General features: G+C 65.0%; 26 protein-coding genes and 2 tRNA genes. 10 read left to right on the plus strand and 18 right to left on the minus strand.

Annotated elements, in window-relative coordinates; translation table 11 throughout:
• Positions 1 to 90: 90 nt before the first annotated feature.
• The 3 genes from purN to ACP153_RS00525 form a co-directional block, all read right to left on the minus strand.
• Entirely contained in the window at positions 91 to 684 is a 594-nt protein-coding gene (gene purN, locus ACP153_RS00515) for a phosphoribosylglycinamide formyltransferase (protein ID WP_424969008.1), read from the minus strand.
• Positions 681 to 1736 carry a phosphoribosylformylglycinamidine cyclo-ligase gene (purM, locus tag ACP153_RS00520; protein WP_424969009.1) on the minus strand — a complete coding sequence of 352 codons (1056 nt, stop codon included), beginning with the start codon at positions 1734 to 1736 and terminating at the stop codon, positions 681 to 683. Before purM ends, purN begins: the two co-directional genes overlap by 4 nt.
• Before the next feature lie 72 nt (positions 1737 to 1808).
• On the minus strand, positions 1809 to 2267 hold the full coding sequence (locus tag ACP153_RS00525) for an ABZJ_00895 family protein (RefSeq protein WP_424969010.1): 459 nt from the start codon (positions 2265 to 2267) through the stop codon (positions 1809 to 1811).
• Between the two features lie 107 nt (positions 2268 to 2374).
• Between ACP153_RS00525 and ACP153_RS00530 the strand changes: the two genes are divergently transcribed.
• Positions 2375 to 2451: transfer RNA gene (locus ACP153_RS00530), tRNA-Ile, on the plus strand.
• Positions 2452 to 2709: 258 nt separating this feature from the next.
• Positions 2710 to 2928 carry a hypothetical protein gene (locus ACP153_RS00535; RefSeq protein WP_424969011.1) on the plus strand — a complete coding sequence of 73 codons (219 nt, stop codon included), beginning with the start codon at positions 2710 to 2712 and terminating at the stop codon, positions 2926 to 2928.
• Here ACP153_RS00535 and ACP153_RS00540 read toward each other — a convergent pair.
• Entirely contained in the window at positions 2900 to 4216 is a 1317-nt protein-coding gene (locus ACP153_RS00540; protein ID WP_424969012.1) for an ATP-binding protein, read from the minus strand. The two genes, ACP153_RS00535 and ACP153_RS00540, sit on opposite strands and share 29 nt — an antisense overlap.
• 51 nt (positions 4217 to 4267) lie before the next feature.
• On the opposite strand from ACP153_RS00540, the gene ACP153_RS00545 reads away from it, so the two are divergent.
• The gene (locus ACP153_RS00545; RefSeq protein WP_424969013.1) at positions 4268 to 5179 is read left to right on the plus strand and encodes an MBL fold metallo-hydrolase; all 912 of its coding nucleotides are present in this window, start codon (positions 4268 to 4270) and stop codon (positions 5177 to 5179) included.
• A gap of 63 nt (positions 5180 to 5242) precedes the next feature.
• Positions 5243 to 5317 (plus strand) — tRNA-Asn (locus tag ACP153_RS00550).
• 145 nt (positions 5318 to 5462) lie between these two features.
• Here the strand turns inward: ACP153_RS00550 and ACP153_RS00555 are convergent.
• From ACP153_RS00555 to ACP153_RS00590, 8 genes are all read right to left on the minus strand, one after another.
• The gene (locus ACP153_RS00555) at positions 5463 to 6281 is read right to left on the minus strand and encodes a Pnap_2097 family protein (protein WP_424969014.1); all 819 of its coding nucleotides are present in this window, start codon (positions 6279 to 6281) and stop codon (positions 5463 to 5465) included.
• Positions 6278 to 7534, minus strand: a complete 1257-nt coding sequence (locus tag ACP153_RS00560) for an MSMEG_0569 family flavin-dependent oxidoreductase (RefSeq protein WP_424969015.1) — start codon at positions 7532 to 7534, stop codon at positions 6278 to 6280. The genes ACP153_RS00555 and ACP153_RS00560 overlap by 4 nt, the downstream gene beginning before the upstream one ends.
• Before the next feature lie 10 nt (positions 7535 to 7544).
• Positions 7545 to 7823: an MSMEG_0570 family nitrogen starvation response protein gene (locus ACP153_RS00565; protein ID WP_424969016.1), complete on the minus strand. Its 279-nt coding sequence runs from the start codon at positions 7821 to 7823 to the stop codon at positions 7545 to 7547.
• A complete protein-coding gene (locus ACP153_RS00570) occupies positions 7816 to 8799 on the minus strand; it encodes a sll0787 family AIR synthase-like protein (protein WP_424969017.1) in 984 nt (327 codons plus the stop codon). Before ACP153_RS00570 ends, ACP153_RS00565 begins: the two co-directional genes overlap by 8 nt.
• Positions 8799 to 9347, minus strand: a complete 549-nt coding sequence (locus ACP153_RS00575; protein WP_424969018.1) for an MSMEG_0567/Sll0786 family nitrogen starvation N-acetyltransferase — start codon at positions 9345 to 9347, stop codon at positions 8799 to 8801. The genes ACP153_RS00570 and ACP153_RS00575 overlap by 1 nt, the downstream gene beginning before the upstream one ends.
• Entirely contained in the window at positions 9344 to 10444 is a 1101-nt protein-coding gene (locus ACP153_RS00580) for an MSMEG_0568 family radical SAM protein (RefSeq protein WP_424969019.1), read from the minus strand. The genes ACP153_RS00575 and ACP153_RS00580 overlap by 4 nt, the downstream gene beginning before the upstream one ends.
• The gene (locus ACP153_RS00585) at positions 10437 to 11429 is read right to left on the minus strand and encodes a Nit6803 family nitrilase (protein ID WP_424969020.1); all 993 of its coding nucleotides are present in this window, start codon (positions 11427 to 11429) and stop codon (positions 10437 to 10439) included. The genes ACP153_RS00580 and ACP153_RS00585 overlap by 8 nt, the downstream gene beginning before the upstream one ends.
• Before the next feature lie 104 nt (positions 11430 to 11533).
• Positions 11534 to 12016 (minus strand): MSMEG_0572/Sll0783 family nitrogen starvation response protein, encoded by a 483-nt coding sequence (locus ACP153_RS00590; RefSeq protein ID WP_424966511.1) that lies wholly within the window; start codon positions 12014 to 12016, stop codon positions 11534 to 11536.
• A 268-nt stretch (positions 12017 to 12284) separates the two neighbouring features.
• Here ACP153_RS00590 and ACP153_RS00595 point away from each other — a divergent pair, with 268 nt between their 5' ends.
• Positions 12285 to 13646 (plus strand): PLP-dependent aminotransferase family protein, encoded by a 1362-nt coding sequence (locus ACP153_RS00595; RefSeq protein WP_424969021.1) that lies wholly within the window; start codon positions 12285 to 12287, stop codon positions 13644 to 13646.
• Between the two features lie 35 nt (positions 13647 to 13681).
• Here ACP153_RS00595 and ACP153_RS00600 read toward each other — a convergent pair whose 3' ends face one another.
• Together ACP153_RS00600 and ACP153_RS00605 are read right to left on the minus strand one after the other, a co-directional pair.
• On the minus strand, positions 13682 to 14158 hold the full coding sequence (locus ACP153_RS00600; RefSeq protein WP_424969022.1) for a protein tyrosine phosphatase family protein: 477 nt from the start codon (positions 14156 to 14158) through the stop codon (positions 13682 to 13684).
• Positions 14159 to 14167: 9 nt separating this feature from the next.
• Positions 14168 to 14422 (minus strand): DUF1272 domain-containing protein, encoded by a 255-nt coding sequence (locus ACP153_RS00605; protein WP_424969023.1) that lies wholly within the window; start codon positions 14420 to 14422, stop codon positions 14168 to 14170.
• 62 nt (positions 14423 to 14484) lie between these two features.
• Between ACP153_RS00605 and ACP153_RS00610 the strand changes: the two genes are divergently transcribed.
• Positions 14485 to 15492 carry a GlxA family transcriptional regulator gene (locus ACP153_RS00610; RefSeq protein ID WP_424969024.1) on the plus strand — a complete coding sequence of 336 codons (1008 nt, stop codon included), beginning with the start codon at positions 14485 to 14487 and terminating at the stop codon, positions 15490 to 15492.
• A 13-nt stretch (positions 15493 to 15505) separates the two neighbouring features.
• Here the strand turns inward: ACP153_RS00610 and pqqB are convergent, their stop codons facing one another.
• From pqqB to ACP153_RS00630, 4 genes are all read right to left on the minus strand, one after another.
• Positions 15506 to 16402 carry a pyrroloquinoline quinone biosynthesis protein PqqB gene (pqqB, locus tag ACP153_RS00615; protein WP_424969025.1) on the minus strand — a complete coding sequence of 299 codons (897 nt, stop codon included), beginning with the start codon at positions 16400 to 16402 and terminating at the stop codon, positions 15506 to 15508.
• A gap of 22 nt (positions 16403 to 16424) precedes the next feature.
• Positions 16425 to 16529: a pyrroloquinoline quinone precursor peptide PqqA gene (pqqA, locus tag ACP153_RS00620; protein WP_424969026.1), complete on the minus strand. Its 105-nt coding sequence runs from the start codon at positions 16527 to 16529 to the stop codon at positions 16425 to 16427.
• 108 nt (positions 16530 to 16637) lie between these two features.
• Positions 16638 to 17786 carry an acetoin utilization protein AcuC gene (locus tag ACP153_RS00625; RefSeq protein WP_424969027.1) on the minus strand — a complete coding sequence of 383 codons (1149 nt, stop codon included), beginning with the start codon at positions 17784 to 17786 and terminating at the stop codon, positions 16638 to 16640.
• Complete coding sequence (locus ACP153_RS00630; protein WP_424969028.1) at positions 17783 to 18337, minus strand: glutathione peroxidase; 555 nt, start codon at positions 18335 to 18337, stop codon at positions 17783 to 17785. Before ACP153_RS00630 ends, ACP153_RS00625 begins: the two co-directional genes overlap by 4 nt.
• Before the next feature lie 214 nt (positions 18338 to 18551).
• Here ACP153_RS00630 and ACP153_RS00635 point away from each other — a divergent pair, with 214 nt between their 5' ends.
• The 4 genes from ACP153_RS00635 (at position 18552) to ACP153_RS00650 (ending at position 20966) form a co-directional block, all read left to right on the plus strand.
• On the plus strand, positions 18552 to 19031 hold the full coding sequence (locus tag ACP153_RS00635; protein ID WP_424969029.1) for an NUDIX hydrolase: 480 nt from the start codon (positions 18552 to 18554) through the stop codon (positions 19029 to 19031).
• Between the two features lie 180 nt (positions 19032 to 19211).
• Positions 19212 to 19724 (plus strand): DUF1178 family protein, encoded by a 513-nt coding sequence (locus ACP153_RS00640; RefSeq protein WP_424969030.1) that lies wholly within the window; start codon positions 19212 to 19214, stop codon positions 19722 to 19724.
• A 2-nt stretch (positions 19725 to 19726) separates the two neighbouring features.
• A complete protein-coding gene (locus ACP153_RS00645; RefSeq protein WP_424969031.1) occupies positions 19727 to 20392 on the plus strand; it encodes an SDR family NAD(P)-dependent oxidoreductase in 666 nt (221 codons plus the stop codon).
• A complete protein-coding gene (locus tag ACP153_RS00650) occupies positions 20376 to 20966 on the plus strand; it encodes an AAA family ATPase (RefSeq protein WP_424969032.1) in 591 nt (196 codons plus the stop codon). Before ACP153_RS00645 ends, ACP153_RS00650 begins: the two co-directional genes overlap by 17 nt.
• Positions 20967 to 21017: the final 51 nt, after the last annotated feature.

A 21017-nucleotide genomic window follows, 5' to 3' on the forward strand; every position in this document is an offset into this window, starting at 1 on the left:
GCTAACTTGATCCTACGCGGTTTTGACCAGTTGGAAAAGAGTGGCTTTTCAACCGGACCCGAGACGTCGCGTCACGGGGGGGGGCGCAGATCAACTCAGCTGGTGAAAGCTCCGGTCGCCTTGGGCAAAGCGGCGCAGCACATCCGGGTAAAGACGGTGTTCAAGGGTCAGCACCCGGCTTGCGAGGCTCTCGGGCGTGTCCCCCGGGGCGATCGCGAGGCAGGCCTGGCCGAGGATCGGGCCGTCATCGAGCTCCGGCGTGACTTCATGCACCGTGCAGCCATGTTCTGCATCCCCGGCCTCGAGCGCGCGGGCATGGGTGTTCAGCCCCTTGTATTTCGGCAGGAGCGACGGGTGGATATTGAGCATCCGCCCCTGCCAGCGCGCCACAAAGCCCGGGGTCAGCACCCGCATGAAGCCCGCAAGGCAGAGGATATCCGGAGCCGCCTCTTCCAGCGGCGCCGAGAGCGCGGCCTCAAACGCCGGACGGTCGCCCTTGAAAGGGCGGTGATCCACCGCTGCGGTCGCAATGCCCATTTCGGCGGCGCGTTTGAGCCCGCCCGCCTCCGGATCGTTGCTGGCCACCAGCACCGGCCGGGCGGGATGATCGCCCACCATGCTCTCGACCAGACGCAGCATGTTCGAGCCGCCGCCGGAGATCAGAATGGCGACCCGTTTCGTCACAGAAGGGTTCCGGAATAACGGACTGCGCCCGGGGCATCCTCGACGACCGTGCCGATCACATGGACGGTCTCTCCGGCGTCGCGCAGGGTCTCGGCCAGGGCCTCGGCCCGGTCGGCGGCCACCACGAGGGCCATGCCGATCCCGGCATTGAAGGTCTTGAGGAGTTCCGCCTCGGCCAGACCGCCCTCGGCTGCGAGCCAGGCAAAGACCGGCGGCAGATCCCAGGCGCCCAGATCGATGGCAATCCCCAGCCCCTCGGGCAGCACCCGGGGCAGGTTCTCGGTCAGGCCCCCGCCGGTGATATGGGCCAGCGCATGGACACCGCCCGCCTGCACCGCCGCGAGGGCCGGTTTGACATAGAGCCGTGTCGGCGTCAGCAGCGCGGCCCCGAGGCTGTCCTCGGCGAAGGGTGCCGGATCGGCCCAGCTCAGACCCGAGCGCTCGACCACCCGGCGCACCAGCGAATAGCCATTGGAATGCACCCCGTCCGAGGCGAGCCCCAGCACCACATCGCCCGCGGTTACACCGGCGGGCAGATCCGCGCCCCGCTCCATCGCGCCGACGGCAAAGCCCGCCAGGTCGAAATCGCCCGCGTCATACATGCCCGGCATCTCGGCGGTCTCGCCCCCGATCAGCGCACAGCCCGAACCGGAGCAGCCCTCGGCGATCCCCTCGATGATCGTGGCGGCGGCCTCGACCTCCAGCTTGCCGGTGGCGAAATAGTCGAGAAAGAAGAGCGGCTCCGCCCCCTGACAGACCAGATCATTGACGCACATGGCCACCAGATCGATCCCGATCGTGTCGAAATGGCCCGTGTCGATGGCGATGCGCAGCTTGGTGCCCACCCCATCCGTCGCGGCCACCAGCACCGGGTCGGAATAGCCCGCCCCCTTGAGGTCAAAGAGCGCGCCGAAGCCGCCCAGACCACTCATCACACCGGGCCGGGCCGTGGCCTTGGCCGCAGGTTTGATCCGGTCCACCAGCGCATTGCCAGCATCGATGTCGACCCCGGCCTCGGCATAGGTCAGACCCGTCTTGGGGGTGTCATTCATGGCAGGATTCCGGCAGCAGCTAACGTTGGCGCCGACCTAACAAGACCGTACCCGCCTGTCCATGGCCGGGCCCTACATGGCATTCTTTGCCGCAAGCTTTTCCTGGCGGCGCTGCTCGTCCCTCACGCCATAGCCGAAGGAAAACCGCGCGACCACGGCGCCGATCAGGAACACGACACCCATTATGACCGCAAAGCCTCCAAGCCCGAAGAAGAACAATTCCTCGGCCATCTCGCCGCCGATGCCAAGCGCCAGCACGACCGCGATGGCGAGCGAAAAGCCAACCACGATATTGATCAGCGACATGATCCAGGACAGCTTCCACATTGTGCTTGAGCTCGGCGCCGCCTTATTCCGGCGCATGTAGAGGGCACCGACAAACATTGCCGGAAGCATATGCGTCACGACACTGACAGCGACGCCAATGTCGAAGTCGAGAAAAAAGAGTAACCCGCTCGACAGAGCATACACGAAGATCATGGAGATGAGCGTGTAGAGCGCGTGACGCAGCAGAAGGGAGGATATGGACATGAAGACGCGTTCCTCGGTTCGGGTCGGCTTCGTTTCGCGGTCCTTTTCTGGCTATCATGCCATCGGGCTTGACGCGAGGCTGCACTCTGGTAGCCATCGGGTGCGGCGGGCCTGTAGCTCAATTGGTTAGAGCAGAGCGCTCATAACGCTTTGGTTGCGGGTTCAAGTCCTGCCGGGCCTACCATGTTCTTTCTGTCGCACAGATCTGAGCCTCCGACCGGTGGGAGTAGTGCTTTGGTGCGCCCACTGCGGGCTCTTCTGCCCAAGAACAGAGCACCCTGCCCCGTCCCAGTCCAATCGGGCAGGCCCACTCCCGTAATGCGGGAACGCGTGCGCCGCCCTTCCGCTCAAACAGGTCATCTGCCGGAGTTTCACGTCCTATTTACTGGAAAGTGCGACATTCTGCCCCATCCTTTCACAGCGAGGACAGAAGGAGTGGATGATGACATTTCTCAAAACACTGGGCTTTGCCGTGCATAACCTGTCGCGCATGGGCTATTACCATGCCGGTGCAGAGATGTGTGGCGGCAGCGAGCGGCGCGCCAAGGCCGACGCCTATCGCAACCTGAGCAACATGACCGGCGGCCTGGTCCGCATGCAGGTGATGGACGCGATCTCCCGCAGCCCGCGCTTCACCGCGCAATCGCAAGATCAGCTTTAAGACCGCCCAGCGTCTCGGAGGTTCCGAGGCGCAAAGATCCGCCATGGCTCCGCGCGATATCGGACGCGATGGCGAGACCGAGCCCCACGCCGCTACCGGCATTCTGGTTGCGCGCCGCATCCAGTCGGGCAAAGGGTTTGAGCGCGGTGTCGCGCATGTCCTCGGGGATCCCCGGCCCGTCATCTTCCACCGTGAACCGTACCGCTGATCGGAACACCTCCACCGTTACCGCCGCCGTCTTGCCATAGCGCAGGGCATTGCCCACCAGATTGTCCAGGGCACGCTCGATCGCCATGGGGCGCAGGGTGACGAGGCACTCCTCCTCCGGATCCGCCCCCTTGAAGGTCAGCGTCACCTCGCCCCCGGTGCGGCGATGCTGATCCACCACCGCCTCAGCCAGATCAAACGGATCCAGCGCCTCGGGATCCTCCAACGCATCGGCCCGGGCGAAATCGAGAAAGGTGTTCAGCAGCCGGGACATATCCTTCACATCCCGCTCCAGCGCCTCGACCTCCGGCGACGGGGGCAGCATGGATAGCTCCAGTTGCATGCGGGTCAGGGGCGTGCGCAGATCGTGGCTCACCCCCGACAGCATCATGGTCCGCTGCTCGATCTGCCGCTCGATCCGGGTCCGCATATCGAGGAAGGACTGCCCCGCCGCCCGCACCTCCAGCGCGCCACTGGGCTTGTAGGGCATGGTCCGCCCCTTGCCGAAGGCCTCCGCCGCCTGCGAGAGCCGCGCGATGGGCCGCAACTGGTTGCGCAGGAAGATATAGGCGACCAGCGTCATCAGGCCGCCCACGAAGATCATCAACACCAGCAACTGATGGGGATTGGAGGCAGAGACCCGGCGCCGCTCCAGCTCCAGCAGCACCGGGCCCTTTTGGGTCGAGAGCGAGAAGGCCAGTCGCCGGTCATCGCTTGCCAGATCGATCAGGCCGATCCCGGTCAGCTCCTCGCGTAGGGTGGCGATCACCGTCAGGCCGGAGATGTCGTAGAAGACCCGCTCATCCCGGATCGCCTCGGGCGCGTCCAACGCGCTGAGCCGGATCCGGAGCCCGGTGGCAAGGCTCGAAGCTGCCGCCAGCCCCTGCTCGGCCACCGTATCCCGCAAAAGCCGCGCCTCGGTCACCACGGTCATGGTCATCTGGCGCGTCACATCTTCGAAATGACGCTGCAGAAAGGTGATCGACACCACAAGCTGAATGGTGACAATCGGCACGATCAGGATCAGCGCAGCCCGCGCGTAGAGCCGACGAGGGAGAGAGTTCTTGAGAAAGCGGAACATGGCGCGCAGCCTAGACCGGGGATGCGCCGGGCGGAAGGGAGCGCGGGTCTGATGGCCTTGCCCCCGCGCCCCGCGCCCGTGACCCAGCTCGCGCCCGGTCTGCGCCGGGTGCTGGCGGATAATCCGTCGCCCATGACCTATTGGGGCACCAACAGCTATATCGTCGGGACCGGCGCGGTCGCGGTGGTCGATCCGGGCCCCGCGGATCCGGCGCAGATCGCGGCGATCCTGACCGCGCTGGAGCCCGGCGAGACCGTCAGCCATATCTTTGTCACCCATGCCCATCTCGATCACAGTCCCGGCGCTTCCCTGCTGGCCGCCGAGACCGGGGCTCTGGTCTTGGCCTATGGCGATGCGCAAGCCGGGCGCAGCGCCCAGATGGCCGCCCTAGCCGCCCAAGGCGGGCTTGCCGGAGGGGAAGGTGTCGATGCGGGTTTCGCGCCGGATCAGATGCTGGCCGATGGCGAGGTCGTCAGCCATGGGGATTGGCAGCTCGAGGCGCTCTGGACGCCCGGCCATTTCGGCAATCACCTGTCCTTCGCCCTGCCCGAAGGTCAGGGGCTTCTTTGCGGTGATCTCGTGATGGGCTGGGCCAGTTCACTCGTTTCGCCCCCGGACGGGGATCTGGCCGCTTTCATGGCCTCCCTGGCGCGGCTCGCGGCACGGCGTGATGCCGTCTACTACCCCGGCCACGGGGAGCCCATCACAGCGCCTGCGGCACGGGTCGCCGAACTCAAGGCTCATCGCGAGATGCGCGGTCGCCAGATTGCCGAAGCCTTGCGCGACGCGCCCGGAACCGCCGCCGACCTCGCCGCGCGGATCTATACGGACACGCCCGCGGCCCTTCTGCCCGCAGCCGCTCGGAACGTCCTCGCTCATCTCATTGAAATGGCGTCAAAAAACGAAGCGCAGCACGAAGGCGCCCTGCGCGCCGACAGCGTTTTCGCGCCCCTGCAAGAATAGTTGCGCTTTTTTCGCCAGGACCTCTGGACAGCCATTCCCGGAGTTGCTAAATCCCGCGCCAGTTCCGGCGTAGCTCAGCGGTAGAGCAGTTGACTGTTAATCAATTGGTCGTAGGTTCGATCCCTACCGCCGGAGCCAAAATCTAAATTTGGTCAAAGCCTTGGGCGGCGTAGTAAGCGCAGCGCTGTGCTGGGTGTGACTTGCGTTGAAGTCTGGGTGCGAGGCCCCCCGTGCGCTGGGGCTTCCGACACATGTCTGCGCCCCGCATGGGGACGCTGACGCGTTAGACGGTTGAGGGGCTGTGTCGGGTGCAGAGGCTCTGGGCCAGGCAGCGCCCGTCCGGGCCGTCGTGCCAGAGAGTCATACTCCCGCTTTCACAATCCGCCCTGGTCGCGAGGACCCTGTCGCCCGCCTCGATATTGCTGAAATAGGTCACGAGGCGGTGGCGGAGCGGAGACCAACTGCGGGTCGCGGTCATCTGCGCTTCCGCCTGTTCGAACATCCGGCTGTAGCTCGGGAAGTAGAGCAGTCCGACCGCATTGAAGTCGCTGCCGAGACAGGGATGCAGCGTGACCCGCGCACTGGCGATCTGTGCCCCGGCGCGCTGCCTGCGGGCCAAGGCACTGGTCTCTTGCGCAAAACTGTCGGGGGCTTGAGGCAGTACCGGCAGCAGATAGGGATTGGCGCGGCAGACGCTGGCATTCACGCCGGGCTCTTCATGGGTGACAAAGGTCGAGATCAGGCGAAACCGGGCGACCTCCTCCCCGTCACACCGCAAATGGTGGATCGACTGCAGCCGACTGCGACCGGCGGCCCAGAGCGTGGAGTCCAGCGCGACCGCTCCGCCCAACCCTGCCCTCTCGGGCCGGGTTTGCGCGAACTCGGTGGCACAGAAGGCGGCGTAGATCTGCCGCCCCTTTGCGTCGCGAAAAACCGTGTTGTTCTGGCCGACCGCATCCGCGATCAGCTGCCAATGTACATCGCCCAGATGACGCAACCACCAATCCTCGGACAGCCCGCGCGGCGCGAGCTGCGCCATGCCGAGGGTCAGCTGTGCCGCGCGTCGGACCGGACCGGGGGAGAGCGCCCGCGCCGTGTTCATGACGCCGCCTGAAGCGCCTGCTTGGATTTCACGAGGATCGCATCGGAGAGGTATCGCGCATCCTCATCAATGCCGAGAAACCGCCCCGACCCCCAGGTGTTGAGCCAGCCCAGACCAATGAAATAGAACCCGGACTTGTCGCAGATGCCCCGGTCAAACTGCGGCCGGCCATGTGCGTCGAACACATCCACATCGATCCAGTCATAATCCGGACGGAAGCCGATCGCCCAGAGGATCGAGGTGATCCCGGCCTCGGCGCAATCAATCTCGGTGATCTCCTGCGCGGGGCGCCAGAGCTTCTCGAAGGCGGGCTCTTCGGGCGCGTCGATCCCGTTCTCCGCGATATGGGCGTCGATGGAGGTCCGGATCCCCAGATAGCTCGCATCCGCATCGTCGAGATTGGTCTCGAGATCCGGCAGGAAGGAGATCCGCGTCCCCGCCATCCCGCTGACGGAGCCATAGAGCGACACGCCTTGGGTCGCGAATTTGCGCAGATCGATCTCATGCCCGCCATCGCGGCCGCTCATATAGTGGTTGGTCTTGGTCACGGCGTGGATCGGGTCCGGATGCTCGGCAATCGTGATGTCGTAATGGCCCATGTCATGGAGCCAATCCGTGGCATCCCGCCCGCGATACTTGCGCGGTGAGCGTGGGGCGGGCCCCACGGCCAGATGCACGTCGCGGCCTTCGAGGTGCAGATCCTCCATCAGTTGCACGCCCGATTGCCCGGTGCCCACGATCAGTGTCCCGCCCTCAGGCATCTGCGCCGGGCGGCGATAATCGACCGAGTGCATCTGCTGGATCGCCGGGTCGAGCTGTGCGGCATAGGGCGGCACGATGGGGTTGTCATAGCCCCCCGTGGCGATCACGACCTGATCGGTGCTGTAATTGCCCTGGCTCGTGTCCACGAGATAGCCGCCCCCGGGCCGTTCGGTGATCTGCGTGACGGCGCACTCCTCGACCAGCGGCGGATCAAAGGTCTCGGCAAAGGCGTCGAGATAGTCGGTGATCTCGTTGCGCAGCATGAACCCGTCCGGATCGCTGCCCTGATAGGGGAAATCCGGCAGGCGGCATTGCCAGTTCGGCGTCACGAGGCAGAAGCTGTCCCAGCGGTTCACCCGCCAGGAGTGGAACTTCTTGTGACGCTCGAGCACCACATGATCGAGGCCCTTCTGGGCGAGGTAGTAGCTGACGGAGAGGCCGGCCTGTCCGCCGCCGACGATGACGACCGGGATGTGAGCACGCTGGGTCATGGCTGGGTCCTTATGAAATCGAGAGGCAGACAACATCTGCCGGGGGCGAGAAGTCACGCACGGTCCGCTCGATCCGGGCGAGCTGGGCATCGGCGCTGGTGCAACGGAAGCCGTATTTCGCCTCCACCCGCAGGCTCGCCTGTTCGAGTGCTGCGCGGCAGCGATCAGTGAACTCCGCGAGCGGATAGGTCACCCCGGCGCTCAGGTGGTCGTGAATCACGGTCGAGGGAGAATAGAGCTCTTCGGTACGGCCATCGGGCCAGCGCACCGTAAACCGGGTCTCAGGCATGGCGGACCTCCGGGGCAGAGAGGTTGAGATAGGGGGTCCGGGCATAGTCCCAGAACGGCGCGGAGCCTTCGCGGCTGGTCAGATGCACGGCCGAGCCCTCGGTCACATCCCCGCACGGGGTGGCCGAGATCCCGTGCCGATGGAAGGCACCGCAGACCGCGTCCGCCTCCTCGGCGGCGGCGGTGAGCAGGAAGCCGAAGCTCGGGAAGCTGCGCAGCCATCGCTCCATCTCGACCCCATCCGGGCGCGGCAAGGCCTCAAGCTGGATGTCGATGCCCACGCCGGAGGCTTCGGCCAGCATGAGCGCCGTGCCTGCGATACCCCCCTGGCTGATATCCTTGCCGCTGGTGACCAGCCCGGCTTCGGAGAGCTCGGGCAAGATCGACAGGGCACCGCGCAGGGCGGCGGGCGGCGTTGTGAGTGCGGCATTCCAATTGTCAAACGGCTCGCGATAGCTCCCGCGCAGGTCCACGGCGCAGATCAGGACATCGCCCGGGCGCGCGGTGAAGCTGGAGATCACCTTGCGCGCATGGCCGAGGATCGAGACCGAGAGCTGTAGCGCATCCGTGCGCAGGTTCGTGTGCCCGCCGACGATGGGCACGCCGTAGGCCTGCGCGGCGGCCTTCATCCCCGCCAGCACCGGTTGGGCTTGCTCGGCATTCGGGGCCCAGATCGCATTGGTCACGGCCCGGGGACGCCCGCCCATGGAGAGGATGTCCGAGATGTTCACCATCACCCCGCACCAGCCCGCGAACCACGGATCGGCCTCCACAAAGGCGTTGATGAACCCCTCGCAGGCAAAGAGATCGTAGCCCCCCTGCGCAGGCAGAACCGCGCAATCATCGCCGGGCTGGCCCGTGCTGTCAGCGCTGAGGCCGAGGGTTGCCGTGCTTTGGGCGATGTCAAGCTTGCCGCGGATCGACGGATGCGCGCGCAAGCCCCGCACGATCTCGCGGAGGGGGATATGGGGTTTCATCACTGCCGCCTCCGTTTGGGTGACAGGGTCTTCCACCCGACAAACGGATCGGGGATGGGTGGATAGGCCGAAAGCTCCGCCTCCATTTCCATATGGGGGACGCCATGGACCTCGATCTCGCGCAAGGGCTGCCAGCGAAGGCGCTTGAAGAGGTTGACGTTCTGCATCTGCACCTGGGCCAGAAACCGGTCGCAGCCGCGACCATGGGCGGTGCAGACCGCGAGCCGGATCAGCTCCGCCCCCAGACGCCCCATGCGGCGATGGCTCTCGGCCACGGCGAGGCGCGATCCGCGCCAGATCCGCGGGGCCTCCTCATGGATGCGGACGGTGCCGACCACTTGGTCCGCCTCGGAGGCCAGGGTGCTGATGGCGGCCAAGGGCGTGGCGATGGCGTCGATCGCATCGCGGTCGTGCTCGGCGAAGATCCGTTGTTCTTCGACAAAGACCCGGTGGCGCAGGTCGCGCACCCCGGCCAGCTCCCAAGGCTGAGCGGCGGCACGGATAATGAAGTCCGGCGAGAGAAAGGCGCTGGCGTTCTGGAAACTCATGACGCCCTCAGCTTTTCGTAGGTGGCCAGCGCCGAGCAGGCGCCGCATTTGGCGCAACCGGCCTTGGCTGTCTCGGCGCTCATGCCTGCGCGCAGGATCATGCCCGACAAAGGTTTGAGGATCTGCGCCATGAAATCGGAGCTTGGGGCCGGATGGCTTTCCAGCGGCGTGCCCGAGACCGGCACGAAGGGCACCACGAAGGGGTAGACCCCGATCTTGCAGAGCTCCTGCGCGGTGGCGAGGATCGCCTCGGGCGTATCACCAAGCCCCGCGAGGATGTAGGTGGAGACCTGCCCGCGCCCGAAGACCGCCACGGCGGTGCGGAAACTGCTGAAGTATTTCTCAAGGCTCACTTGCGCCTTGCCGGGCATGATCCGGGCGCGCACCTCGGGCGTCACCGCCTCCAGATGCATGCCGAGCGCATCGACCCCGGCCTCGGCCATGCGCTCATGCCAGGCGTCATCTTCGGGGGGCTCGCATTGGGCCTGAATGGGCAGATCCACGGCGGCCTTGATCGCCGCCGCGCTCTCGGTCAGCACCGCCGCGCCGCGATCCTTGCCCGCCGGGGTCCCGGTGGTCATGACCATATGCTTGACCCCATCGAGCTCCACCGCGGCCTTGGCCACCTCGGCGAGCTGCTCCGGCGTTTTGTGGGCGATGGTGCGCCCCGCTGCGAGCGACTGCCCGATGGAACAGAACTGGCAGGTCTTCTTGCGGCTCTCATAGCGGATGCAGGTCTGAAGCACGGTCGTCGCCAGCACGTCCTTGGAATGAAGCGTGGCGATCTTGCTGTACTCCACCCCATCGGCGGTCTTGAGGTCATAAAACCGCGGCCGCGTCGGGAAGCGGACCGTGCCGAGGGAGACACCGGATCTCGTCACTTCCGCTAGCCCGTCCGCACCGGGGGCCTGCACGAGGTAAGGGCTGTCAAAAGCGGGGGCTGTGTGGACCGGCACCATGACGGTGGTGTCGCCAACGGTCACCGCCTTGTGGTCGGTCGGGCCCGCGCCGCCTCGGCGGCTTTCCATCCCGGCAGTGGGATCCACCAGCCGCATGCCACGGGTCTGCAATTCGTTGATGAGATCGGCCTCAGACATCTTCGACCTCCGTCTCCGATTGGGGGGTGAGGTCCTGACCCGTCTCGATCCGGTGGACGGGCTGCGCGGGCCGCGCGTCATGGACCAGATGCAAAAGCTCGGGCCGCGCGTAATGGCCGACGCTGTCCATCATCCGCTTGCGCTTGGTCACCAGCCGCATGTCGAGATCGGCGATCAGGATGCCCTCCCCCTCGGTCAGGGGCGGCACCACATGGCGGCCTTCGGGGGAGATGATGCAGGTCATGCAGCCATCGCGCAGACCCTTTTGCAGCTTGGGATCCTGAGAGATGCTGGCGATCTGCTCTTCGGTGAGCCAGCCCGTCGCATTGACCACAAAGGCCCCGGCCTCCAGCGCGTGATGGCGCATGGTGACCTCGATTTGCTCGCCAAAGATCGGCCCCACAAGGCTCCCGGGGAAGTGCCCCACATGGATCTCTTCATGCTGGGCCATCAGGGCATAGCGGGCGAGCGGGTTGTAGTGCTCCCAACAGGCGAGCGCGCCGATGCGGCCCAGCTTGGTCTCCACGACCTTGAGCCCTGCGCCATCCCCTTGGCCCCAGATCATGCGCTCATGATAGGTCGGGGTGATCTTGCGCCGCTTGAGCACCAGCGAGCCATCGGCATCAAAGATCAGCTGCGTGTTGAAGAGCGAGCCCTTGTCCCGCTCATTCACGCCCAGCACGATCACCACGCCCCGTTTCAGGGCCGCATCGGCCACCGCCTGGGTCTCGGGTGAGGGCACCACGACAGCCTCTTCATAAAGGCGCAGATGCTCGGCCCCCTGCAGCATGGGGGGCAGGACAAAGGAAAAATAGGGGTAATAAGGCACGAAGGTCTCGGGAAAGACGATCAGCTCAGCGCCCTTTTCGGCAGCCTCGGCAATGGCGTTGAGCACCCGTTCGATCGTGCCCGCGCGGCTGGTCAGATCCGGGGCGATCTGAACGGCGGCGGCGCGCACCATCCGGTTGGGATCGGCATCAGGCATGGAGAGGTCCTTTCAGGCGCGGGGTGGCGACGCCGTTGCCGCCGAGGGAAATGAGGAAGAGAGAGACCGGGGCAACGCCGTTGCCGCCCCGGTCCAGGCCTGGGTCAGAGGGTCCAGGTATCAAGGATCAGGGCGTTGTCGCGCACATGGAGCAGCTTGAGGTCGAGCACGTCCTGCGGCGCAATCGGCGTGATCCCGGGCAGGAGCGACGGCTCCCCATGGCCCATAAGCATCTGGAGCGCGAAGCGGCAGGCATAGACCTTGCCGCCCTCTTTCATGAACTTGGTCAGGTTCGCGGCGTAGTTCTGCGCGCCGGGGAACGCCTCGTCGCCCAGGGTCGGGAAACCGCGCTGCACACCGAGCGACACGCCGGGGCCATAAAGCAGGACGGAGGTCTCGAAGCCTTTGCGCTGCAGGCGGATGGCCTGAAGGATATTGACCAGACCGATGGAGCCTTCGAAGGCCACGGTGTGGAAGGTCACGAGGGCTTTCTGGCCCTCCTCGGCCTGAACATCCTCAAAGACCTTGTGTTCGTAGTCGACGAAAAAGTCTCCGTCCTTGTGAGCGGGGGTTGTGACTTCTGGCATCGCATTCTCCTGTCATGCGCTTTTGGTGTTTCACCTAGCTAGGCGGCGCGATCAGGAGGGGGCCATTGATCCATACAATTTTGCATATACTATTATTGTATTGATTGTACGAATGCGCCTATGCGACGGGCGACAGGCAAAGCATATGACACGAAATTAGGCACATCTTGACTGTAAACAGGGTTGTTAGCGCCAATTTCGATCTGCAAGATTGTCTACATAATATGCATACAATAAGGGTTCACCTGGCAAAACACGAGAGAGCGCGATGCAGAACTGGCCTCAACGAATCAAGCAATCCGGCCTCCCCCGCTATCTGGCGATCGTCGACTGCATTGCGCAGGACATGAAGGACCGGGTGCTTTTGCCCGGAGATCAGCTCCCGCCGCAGCGCCAGCTCGCCGATATCATCGGGGTGAATTTCACGACCGTCTCGCGCGGCTATACGGAGGCGATCAATCGCGGGCTCATCGCCTCCCATGTGGGGCGCGGCACCTTCGTGCTGCCGCAAAAGAGCATGAGCACGAGTGACGAGCGGCGGGCGCTGGCCAATGACCTGACCATGAACGCGCCGCCGGAGCCGACCGACCCGGACCTGTTGGAACGGATGCGGGCGGGGCTCTCGGCGGTCTCCGATGATCTGGTGCATCTCTTGCGCTATCAGGATCCGGTGGGCGGCAGTGTCGACAAGGAGGCGGCCTCGATCTGGCTCTCCATGCGAGGGCTCGTGCCCAATCTGGAGCGGATCGCGGTCACGCCCGGCGCCCATGCCACCATGCTCGCGATCCTGACAGTGCTGGCCCGGCCCGGCGATTGCATCCTCTGCGAGGAGATCACCTATGCCGGGTTCAAGAAGATCTGCACCCAGCTCGGCCTGAAGCTGGTCGGTCTGCCAATGGATGCGGATGGGGTGCGCCCCGACGCGCTGGAGGCCGCCATCGCAGAGCATCAGCCACGTGCACTTTATCTCAATCCAACGCTGCACAACCCGACGACCATGATCGTGCCCCAGGACCGGCGGCTCGAGATTGCCGAGGTGATCAAGCGCCACAACCTGCCCCTGATCGAGGACGATGCCTATGGCTTTGTGCTGCCCGATGCGCCCCCGCCCATGGCGACCAGCGCGCCGGAGCAGACCTGGTATATCGGCGGGCTCGCGAAATGCATTGGCGCGGGGCTGCGTCTGGCCTTTACGGTGACGCCCAGCGCCCGGGCAGGTTTCGCGCTGGAGAACGGGATCCGCGCGGCCTCGGTCATGTCCTCGCCGGTCTCCATGGCGCTGGCCACGCGCTGGGTGCTCGACGGCACGGCGGATCAGATCCGCCGCTTCATCCGCAACGAGACCAAGCTCCGTCAGGGCATTGCGGCGGAGGTCATCACCGAGGCGGAGTTCGTGGCCACCCCCCATGCGTTCAACATCTGGCTGCGCCTGCCGGATCAGGTGACCTGCGCGGCGCTGATGGCGAATATGTCCAACCACGAGATCGGGATCACCCCGGAGAGCGCGTTTCGCACCTCGGCCTGCGAGGACCGCTTTGTCCGCATCTGTCTGGGCGGGCGGATCCCGCGGGACACCCTGCCCCAGACCCTGTCCCATCTGAACAACCAGATCTGGCAGCTGTCGCATTAGCCTTTGGCGCGGGGCAGCACCCCGCGCCGGGCGGCTCAGTAATCCTCGCCCTTATAGCGGTTGCGTTGACCTCGGCGCTCCGGCTCCGACAGGAACGTGGCCCAATCCCCGCCGGGACGCCAGATGCTCTCCATCCGGGCGAAGGCGGTCTCGGACTGGCCCAGCGCCTCCTTGGCGAGACGATAGAAAAAGGCGCTGACCCGGGCGTTGTAGATGCAATGCACACGGATCGGCGCCCCGGGCCGCGCGGCGAGCGCTGCGCGGAAGGCCGCGAAATCAGCCTCGGTAGGCGCGTCGAAGAGCACAGGGATGTAGGTATAGGACATGCCCAGCGCGGCCACGGTGCCGGGCTCGTCCGCCAGCGCGCCCTTATTATCATGGGGGCCGAGATTGAGGATATGGCGCACGCCCAGATCCCGGATCTCGGCCAGGTCCGCCTCGCTCGGCTGGCCTGAGCTGGTGATCAGCGGGCTCACCCGGCGCCAGTTCAGAATATGCGGCAGGTCTGCCATGGGCGCCTCCTAGGTCTGTAACTCGGCGCAGACTGCATGGGCCTTGGTGAACCGCTTGGTGGAGGCCGGGTGTTTGCGCAATTGTCCCTCGGGGCGGATCGGGCGCGGCACGAAATTGCCGCCGCAATTGGGGCATGTGTGATCGAACCGGGTTTCGACGCAATCGGCGCAGAAGGTGCACTCATAGGTGCAGATCCGGGCGTCCGGTGCGGTCGGGGGCAGATCCTTGTCGCAGCATTCGCAATTGGGTTTCAGGATGAGCATGGGGCAGTCTCCGTCTGGTCTGTCCATAGACTAGCAGGTCGCGCTCTGGCAGAAATGCCAAGATGACAGCGAATCCTGCCAAACCGACCCTTCCAAAGCGCCGTGTCGTGTTCTTGGTCTACCCGAACATTGTCTTGCTGGATCTGGTCGGCCCCTTGCAGGTCTTCTCTCACGCCTACCCGCCGCACAGCGCGGAGCCCGGATATGAGTGCGTTGTCGTCTCCCTGCCCGGCGGGCTGGTTGAGACAAACACGGTCGTCGCGATCCCCACGCAGCCCGCCGCCTCGATCACCGCAGAGGAGATCCACACGCTGGTGATCGTCGGAGGCGACGGGGCCATTCCGGCCATGGAGGATCCCGCGCTGACCGAGATGGTCCGCCGTCTCAGCAAGCGTGCGAAGCGGGTCTGCTCGGTTTGCTCCGGTGCGCTGGTGCTGGCGGCGGCTGGGCTGCTCGACGGGCGCCGCGCCACCACCCATTGGGAGGATTGCGACCTGCTCCAACGCAGGTTCCCGCAGGTGCGCGTCGAACTCGACCCGATCTTCATCCAAGACGGATCGGTCTGGACCTCCGCCGGGATCACTGCGGGCATCGACATGGCGCTCGCGATCGTCGCCGAGGATCTGGGCCGCGCGGCCAGCTTCAAGGTGGCCCGCTCCATGGTGGCGCAGATGGTCCGCTCCGGCGGGCAATCACAGTTCAGTCCGGTCCTCGGACGGCAGCAGCGCGATGGCACGGGACAGTTCGAGGCCCTGCACAGCTGGATCGCCGAGAACCTGCAGCGCCCCCTGCCCGTGGAAACCCTGGCCGCGCAAGCCCATATGAGCCCGCGGAACTTCGCGCGGGTCTATAGCAAGGTCATGGGGATCACCCCGGCCAAGGCGGTGGAGGCGATCCGGGTGGAACGGGCGCAGGACCTTCTGGCGCGTAGTTCAAGCAGCAACAAGCAGATCGCCGCACAATGCGGGTTCAAGGGCGAGGACCGGATGCGCCGCGCCTTCCTGCGGCTGACTAAGGTCTCCCCTTCCGAGTATCGGCAGAATTTCAAGGAACCAGAGCGCACAGGGTGAGACCCCCAGAGCGCTAGAGCCGGAACTCCATCCCATCGGCGGCCACGGTCCAGCCCGCAGCCTTGGCCGCGGCGCGCTCGGCACTGTCCGGGCGCAGAACCGGGTTGGAATTGTTCATATGCACATAGACCTTGGTCTTCACCCCGAGCCCGGCAAAAGCCGCCATGGAGCCTTCGGTCCCGGCCATGGACATATGCCCCATGCGCTGCCCGGTTTTCTGGCTCAGCCCTTGCAGGATCATCTCGTCATCCCGCCACAGGGTGCCATCGAAAAAGACGATATCCGCACCGCGCAGCCGGTCGGCCAGATCCGGACGCATCAGCGCGCAACCGGGGATATAGAAGACGCTCTGAGTCCCGCAGCGCAGATGCACGCCCACGGTCTGCTCGCCTTCGAGGTCGGTTGCGACCTCCTCCCCCTCAAGATAGAGCGGCACCTTGCCCGGTACGGCAAAGACGGTCGCCTCGATCCCCTGCACGAGGGGAAAGGCTTCGCCCAGCCGGATCACGCGGCGCGGCACGACCGCGGAGTTCACGGCCGAGAAAATCGGGTTGTCGTCGAGCACGCCGTGGATCTCGGCACTCGCGAAGAGGTCAAACGGTTGCTGCTCCCGCAGGGTCAGCAGGCCTGCCACATGGTCGATATCGCCATTGGTCACCAGAACCGAGCGCAGCGGCAAAGCGCGCAGATCGGTCGGGTGCAGCTCTGGCGTAACGGCCAGCTGCGTCCGGATATCCGGCGAGGCATTCAGGATCGCCCAGTCGCGACCAGTCGCGCTGACGGCAATCGAAGATTGAGTCTGTGAAGGGATGTCGCCTGCACGGGCGAGGTTGCAATTCTCACACCCGCAATTCCACTGGGGGAGGCCGCCGCCGGCAGCCGCCCCCAAGATCTTCGCACGGAACGTCATGTCCGGGCTCGCTGACCCTCACTCAGAACAGATCGCGACCTTCCTCGTCACGATCATTGTCGGGGCCGTACATGTTGATTTCCATGCCGCACTCGATCTCGCGCAAAACGGGTTTCGTCCAAGCCATATTGATATCCTCCAGGGCCTTCATGTTCCGCCGACACTTTCCGGGAAAGGCCGCCCTGCGTACATAGGACCATGGTCGCGGCCCCGTGCGGGGCCATGAAACCGGCGCTCAGACCGCGCGTGGAAGAAGGCGTCGGGCGCGCAGATAGGCGATCCGTTCGGTGATTTCGGGACGCAGGGGACCGGGGCGTGGCGCGTCGCGCAAGGTGGTGAAAAGCGCTTCTTCCGGCACCCGGCGCATCTTGGTGCCCGCCCAGCTCAGATTGCGCTGCACGGCCTCTGCCTCTGCCGGCAGGTCATCGGGGATCTCATGGCCGTTGAGCGTCGCCCAGACCCCGGCCCAGAGCCGTCCCACGGTCCAGGGATTGTACCCCCCGCCCCCCAGCACGAGATAGCGATCGCTCAGATCGGCCAGCGCGCGCACCACGGCCCAATGGGCATTGTTTGACAGGGCAAGACGGGAGAGCGGGTCTTCCTCCACCGCGTCGGCCCCGCATTGCAGCACGATCGCTTCGGGCCCAAACGCCGCCACCACGGGCAGGATCAGGTCCTCCCGGATCGCGGCCATCTCCGTATCGTTGAGCTCCCGCGGGACTGGCAGGTTGACCGCGGCCCCTTCCTCCGTCTCGTCGAGACCGCCAGTGAAGGGCCAGCGTTTCTCCTCATGGACCGAGAGCATCAGGACCTCCGGATCGCCCCGAAACGCCACCGCCACCCCGTCGCAATGATGGGCGTCGATATCCACATAGGCGATCCGGCGCAGCCCCGCCTGCCGCAGGGACAGGATCGCCAGAACCGGATCGTTCAGATAGCAGAACCCGTTGGCCCGGTCCGGCAGCCCATGATGGGTGCCGCCTGCCGGGTGATAGACCACGCCGGGGCCAGTCCCGAGGATCGACGCGGCAAGCATCGAGCCGCCCGCCGCCGTGGCCGGACGGCGGTAAACCTCTGGAAAGACCGGATTTGACGGGGTGCCCAGATTGTGCCGTTGGCGGATCTCGGCGCTCACCTCCCCGGCAGCCTCCGCCGCCACAAGCGCGTCCACATAGGCCGGATCGTGCCAGAGATGAAGCGCCGCCGGCTTGGCCCGGGGGGAGACGCGGAACTGCGCGCGCGGCAGCCACCCGAGCGCCTTGGACAGATCCATTGCGGTTGAGACGCGCGGGATCCGCAGCGGGTGCCAGCCCCCATAGGTCGAATTGCGATAAATCTCCGCCCCGATGAACACCGGCGCAGGGGCGCCTGTCGCGAGGCTCACCGCGTCAGCAGCGCGTCGATTTCACGGGTCAGACGCGGGGCAAGCGGGCGGGTGGTCGAGCCCCAATGGGCGACATACTCCCCTTCGGCATCGAGCAGCACCTTGGTGAAATTCCAGCGCGGCGCCACGCCCTCACTGCGCTGCAGCCAAGCGTAGAACGGATGCGCGTCGGGACCGCGCACGGGGGTGATATCGGTCATGGGCAGGTCGAGCCCGTAATTGATCTCGCAGAACTCAGCGACCTCTGCGGCGCTGTCGAGCTCCTGATTGAAACTGTCGGAAGGGACGGTAACAACGACCAGTTGCTCGGGGCCATAGCGGTCCTGCAGGGCCTGCAGACCCTCATACTGGTCGGTGAAGCCGCAATGGGAGGCGGTGTTGACCACGAGGATCGGACGGCCCCGCCACGCGGTCAGATCCAGCGCCCCGCCCTCGATGGATGCAAAGCGCGCAGCCTCCTGCGGCAGGGCCATGGCCATGGGCGCCCAGACACTCAACGCGGCCGCCACGCCCAAAGCCCGCAGCTGCGCTCTATTTGCCGCTTTGCCCATGCGCCTGTCTCCTCTTGCTCTGGCGCTCTGCTGCGCCCACTCCCGTAGCGCCAAATAGGCAGAACACCCGGTTTTTCAAATCGAATTTCATAAAGCTGTTACGCAAATTGCAAAAGCACTGTGGTGGATTGGGCGCCAAGGGATTATACTGCACGTATAACAGGCGTGGTTTACACGCGGGTGGTGCGTGCAGTCAGAGGCGAATGAGACATAAATGGTTGTTGAGGTTCGAAAAAACCTGCACCCGTTGCAGCTCAACGGGCTTGGCAAACGGGATGTGCGCACGCAATTCGCGGCACTCCCCTATCGTGTATCGCGCGGAAAACCCGAGATTTTGCTGATTACCAGCCGGGAAACCGGTCGCTGGATCATTCCAAAAGGCTGGCCCGAGGATGGGCTGACCGCCCCCGAAAGTGCCGCGCGCGAGGCCTGGGAAGAGGCCGGGGTCGAGGGACGTATCTCCCTCCACTGCCTCGGGATTTACTCCTACCTCAAGGCGCTGGACAGTCGCGACCGGCTGCCGATTGTCGTGGCCGTGTTCCCGGTGAAGGTGCGTCGTCTGATCGAGGAATTTCCCGAAAAAGGCGAACGCAAGCGCAAGTGGTTCTCGCGCAAGAAGGCCGCGGCCCGGGTGGACGAGCCTGAGCTGCGCCACATGATCCGCGATTTCGACCCGAGCCATCTGCGCGATTGAGCCCATCGGTCCGTCGCGACCGGGCGCTTGGGATTGCTTGACGTTTGGGCAAGTCCCCTGCGGCATTGGCGAGACGCCGCGTCTAAAATACGTATAGATAATCCTGCTTTGCTATGGGGACCTTAACGCATAGAGTTGCAGAATTGTACGACCGATTTCCGTTCCTTGGGCCCTGACTCCATGATCCGCTACACGCTGAAATGCGAAAATGACCATGTCTTCGAAAGCTGGTTCCCCTCGGCCGAAGGGTATGAGCGTTTGCGCGCCGCTGGTCTTGCGAGCTGCGCGATTTGCGGCTCGACCTCGGTGGAGAAGACCCTGATGGCGCCGCAGGTGCGTCCGGCGCGGGATCGCGCCGCGGCCATGCCGCCCTCGGACATACCTCTGGAGAGCCCGGCGCCTCAGTCTGGCGGACCCGTCGCCCCGCCGGCAGAGGCAGCGCCTGAGGCGCCATCGCTCAGCGCGCCGGACACGGCGCTGGCCAAGGCAATCGCCCGGTTGCGGGCGGAGGTGGAGGCCTCGTCAGACTATGTCGGCAAGGAATTTGTCTCCGAAGCCCGCTCCATGTTCCAAGGGGATGCGCCCGAGCGGGCGATCCATGGCGAGGCTTCGCCGGAGGAAGCCAAAGCCCTGGCCGAGGAAGGCGTGCCCATCCTGCCCCTGCCCTTTTCCAACCGCAGCAAGTCGAACTGAGCATGGTCACGGTGATCACAGGGGCCTCGCGCGGCATCGGGCTCGAGCTGGCGCGCCACCTGAGCGCAAGCGGGCGGCAGGTGCTGGGCACCCATCGCGGCCCCGTGCCCGAGGACGGCCCGGGCATCGACTGGCACCCGCTGGAGGTCGCCTCGCCCGAAAGCCATGGCGCGCTGAGCCAGCATCTGGATGGCGTGCCCGTGGATCTCCTGATCTGCAATGCAGGCATTTATCTCGACAAATCGGAAAACCTTGCCGAGGGATACCCGCCCGAAATGTGGGCGCAGGTGTTCGAAACGAATGTGACCGGCGTATTTCTGTCGGTGCAATCGCTCCTGCCGCAATTGCAGCAATCGGGGCACGGCAAAATCGCTATTATCTCGTCCCAAATGGCCTCCCATACGAGGGCGCCGGGGCGCTCCTATATTTACCGCGCGTCTAAAGCCGCTGTTCTCAATCTCGGGCGCAATCTCGCGACCGATCTCAAGGGGTTGGGCATTGCGGTCGGCATTTATCACCCGGGCTGGGTTCAAACGGATATGGGCGGGCCCTCGGCCGCGCTCACCCCGGGTGAAGCGGCTTCGGGGCTGGCAGATCGATTTGAGGCGCTTTCATTGAATACAACTGGATGTTTTGAAACCTGGGATGGACATGCACACCCTTACTGAGCCCGACCTCGCCGAGAGTGGCGTCCTGATTGTTTTTGGTGGCCTGCCCGGCACCGGCAAATCCACGATTGCCCAGGCGCTGAGCGCGCAGCTCGGCGCGGTCCATCTGGTGCTCGACCGGATCGAGGCACCGCTCAAGGCCAAGCTCGGCCCGGATGTGGGACCGCTGGGCTATAATGTGGCCTATCAGGTGGCGACCTCGAACCTGGATCTGGGCCATGTAGTGATCGCCGATTGCGTGAACCCTATCGCCATGACCCGCAATGCCTGGATGAGTGTCGCCATGGGCTGCCAGGCGACCATGGTGCAGGTAAATGTGCAATGCTCCGATGAACAGGAGCATCGCCGCCGGGTCGAGAAGCGTTTGACCGAGTTTCCCATGCAGGGCCTGCCCGATTGGAACAGCGTGCAGGCGCGGCAGGTGGATGAATGGGCCGAGGCGGATCTCAACCTCGACACCTATATGCTGTCGGTGGACGAATCCGTGTCCTCGATCATGACCGCCCTGCGCCATCTGGTCCCCAGCCGCTTCGGTGCCGACCCGCTGGCGCGCGGAGTTCTCGGCTCCGGCTGACCCGGATCCGTCCCGCGACCTCCCGCTCCCTTGCCCCTGCCGGTCCTTTCC

Source organism: Dinoroseobacter sp. S76, assembly GCF_049801095.1.
GTDB lineage: Bacteria > Pseudomonadota > Alphaproteobacteria > Rhodobacterales > Rhodobacteraceae > Dinoroseobacter.

What these genes read in the sequence shown, in the direction of transcription:
- purM (WP_424969009.1), bottom strand. Translation starts at nt 1,736, where the DNA reads ATGAATGACACCCCCAAGACGGGTCTGACCTATGCCGAGGCCGGGGTC.
- ACP153_RS00525 (WP_424969010.1), bottom strand. Translation starts at nt 2,267, where the DNA reads ATGTCCATATCCTCCCTTCTGCTGCGTCACGCGCTCTACACGCTCATC.
- ACP153_RS00535 (WP_424969011.1), top strand. Translation starts at nt 2,710, where the DNA reads ATGACATTTCTCAAAACACTGGGCTTTGCCGTGCATAACCTGTCGCGC.
- ACP153_RS00540 (WP_424969012.1), bottom strand. Translation starts at nt 4,216, where the DNA reads ATGTTCCGCTTTCTCAAGAACTCTCTCCCTCGTCGGCTCTACGCGCGG.
- ACP153_RS00545 (WP_424969013.1), top strand. Translation starts at nt 4,268, where the DNA reads ATGGCCTTGCCCCCGCGCCCCGCGCCCGTGACCCAGCTCGCGCCCGGT.
- ACP153_RS00555 (WP_424969014.1), bottom strand. Translation starts at nt 6,281, where the DNA reads ATGAACACGGCGCGGGCGCTCTCCCCCGGTCCGGTCCGACGCGCGGCA.
- ACP153_RS00560 (WP_424969015.1), bottom strand. Translation starts at nt 7,534, where the DNA reads ATGACCCAGCGTGCTCACATCCCGGTCGTCATCGTCGGCGGCGGACAG.
- ACP153_RS00565 (WP_424969016.1), bottom strand. Translation starts at nt 7,823, where the DNA reads ATGCCTGAGACCCGGTTTACGGTGCGCTGGCCCGATGGCCGTACCGAA.
- ACP153_RS00570 (WP_424969017.1), bottom strand. Translation starts at nt 8,799, where the DNA reads ATGAAACCCCATATCCCCCTCCGCGAGATCGTGCGGGGCTTGCGCGCG.
- ACP153_RS00575 (WP_424969018.1), bottom strand. Translation starts at nt 9,347, where the DNA reads ATGAGTTTCCAGAACGCCAGCGCCTTTCTCTCGCCGGACTTCATTATC.
- ACP153_RS00580 (WP_424969019.1), bottom strand. Translation starts at nt 10,444, where the DNA reads ATGTCTGAGGCCGATCTCATCAACGAATTGCAGACCCGTGGCATGCGG.
- ACP153_RS00585 (WP_424969020.1), bottom strand. Translation starts at nt 11,429, where the DNA reads ATGCCTGATGCCGATCCCAACCGGATGGTGCGCGCCGCCGCCGTTCAG.
- ACP153_RS00590 (WP_424966511.1), bottom strand. Translation starts at nt 12,016, where the DNA reads ATGCCAGAAGTCACAACCCCCGCTCACAAGGACGGAGACTTTTTCGTC.
- ACP153_RS00595 (WP_424969021.1), top strand. Translation starts at nt 12,285, where the DNA reads ATGCAGAACTGGCCTCAACGAATCAAGCAATCCGGCCTCCCCCGCTAT.
- ACP153_RS00600 (WP_424969022.1), bottom strand. Translation starts at nt 14,158, where the DNA reads ATGGCAGACCTGCCGCATATTCTGAACTGGCGCCGGGTGAGCCCGCTG.
- ACP153_RS00605 (WP_424969023.1), bottom strand. Translation starts at nt 14,422, where the DNA reads ATGCTCATCCTGAAACCCAATTGCGAATGCTGCGACAAGGATCTGCCC.
- ACP153_RS00610 (WP_424969024.1), top strand. Translation starts at nt 14,485, where the DNA reads ATGACAGCGAATCCTGCCAAACCGACCCTTCCAAAGCGCCGTGTCGTG.
- pqqB (WP_424969025.1), bottom strand. Translation starts at nt 16,402, where the DNA reads ATGACGTTCCGTGCGAAGATCTTGGGGGCGGCTGCCGGCGGCGGCCTC.
- pqqA (WP_424969026.1), bottom strand. Translation starts at nt 16,529, where the DNA reads ATGGCTTGGACGAAACCCGTTTTGCGCGAGATCGAGTGCGGCATGGAA.
- ACP153_RS00630 (WP_424969028.1), bottom strand. Translation starts at nt 18,337, where the DNA reads ATGGGCAAAGCGGCAAATAGAGCGCAGCTGCGGGCTTTGGGCGTGGCG.
- ACP153_RS00635 (WP_424969029.1), top strand. Translation starts at nt 18,552, where the DNA reads ATGGTTGTTGAGGTTCGAAAAAACCTGCACCCGTTGCAGCTCAACGGG.
- ACP153_RS00640 (WP_424969030.1), top strand. Translation starts at nt 19,212, where the DNA reads ATGATCCGCTACACGCTGAAATGCGAAAATGACCATGTCTTCGAAAGC.
- ACP153_RS00645 (WP_424969031.1), top strand. Translation starts at nt 19,727, where the DNA reads ATGGTCACGGTGATCACAGGGGCCTCGCGCGGCATCGGGCTCGAGCTG.
- ACP153_RS00650 (WP_424969032.1), top strand. Translation starts at nt 20,376, where the DNA reads ATGCACACCCTTACTGAGCCCGACCTCGCCGAGAGTGGCGTCCTGATT.